Genomic DNA, 1102 nt, shown 5'->3' on the forward strand with positions numbered 1-1102 from the left:
CAGGTTTTCAGTCGAATTACCGGGATGACCTACTTTCTGGGTAGCCACATTACTAAAAATAGCTCGTTATCATAAAGAAACACAGGAGGGAATTAAAATGGAATGGTCATTAACGATAGATAAGGCAATGCCCCGCCCGTTGCGCGTGATTCTGAGGGGCGTGGGCCAGGTATTTTTCTGCTGCAATGCAGTGACGGGACTCATTTTCCTGGTGGCGCTTTTCATCGGCGGGGTAACCGCGGGCGCCGCGGCCACGGTTGGGGTGATAAGCAGCACCGTTACCGCTTATCTCCTCGGTTTTTCCGAAGATGATATCGATGCGGGGCTGTACGGGTTCAATGGCACACTGGTCGGTCCTTGCCTTTTTCTGTTCCTGGAGAATTCTCCGCAGCTGTGGCTGTATGTGGTCCTTGCTTCGGCCCTGTCAAGTATCGTACTGGCGGCCTTGATGAGGATACTCGGGCCCTACAAGATTCCGGCCTCGACGTCCCCCTTTGTGCTGACCTCCTGGATGTTCCTGGTTGCCGTGTATGCGTTCGACAGTTTTTCGCGTGGCTCTGTTTTGCCGCCTCCCGGCACCCCTGCCGCGGTAACGGATGCGATGGCGATTCCGGCTGAGATGTGGTTTACCGCTCTCACCAAAGGAGTTGCCGAGGTGATGTTTGCGGACAGCGTCATAGTCGGCATTCTGTTCTTAACCGGCATCGCCATCGTCTCCTTGCGGGGTGCATTGATGGCGGTGGGGGGCACGATTATCGGCGTGGCGTTTCCGATTCTGCTGGGTGCGAACCAGGGCATGATCGAGATGGGGCTGTATTCATTCAATCCGGTCCTGACCATGATGGCCGTGGGGTGGGTTTTTCTGAAACCGGATGGAAAAAGCGCAGCGCTGGCGGTTCTGGCGGGCTTTCTTACCGTGATTTGCCAGGCGGGGCTTGCAAACTTCCTTGCGCCCATAGGCCTGCCTACGCTTACCTTCCCGTTTGTGCTGGTGATGTGGATGTTCCTGTTTGCCGCGGGAAAATCAAAATACTGGGCGGAGGCCGACGCATAGAAGAAGACGATTTAAGTGGCTATCGGCCCCTCCCCTCATGTCAAGATT

The 1102-nt window shown here is 55.4% G+C and carries 1 protein-coding gene; it reads left to right on the forward strand.

The annotated features are described in order from the left end of the window. Positions 1 to 97: 97 nt before the first annotated feature. On the forward strand, positions 98 to 1054 hold the full coding sequence (gene yut / locus BLO43_RS16075) for an urea transporter (protein WP_090908046.1): 957 nt from the start codon (positions 98 to 100) through the stop codon (positions 1052 to 1054). Positions 1055 to 1102 lie beyond the last annotated feature (48 nt).

The organism is Nitrosospira sp. Nsp13 (genome assembly GCF_900101945.1).
GTDB lineage: Bacteria > Pseudomonadota > Gammaproteobacteria > Burkholderiales > Nitrosomonadaceae > Nitrosospira > Nitrosospira multiformis_D.

Bases quoted from the DNA above. Each gene is read 5' to 3' on its own strand.
- yut (WP_090908046.1), top strand. From the start codon at position 98: ATGGAATGGTCATTAACGATAGATAAGGCAATGCCCCGCCCGTTGCGC.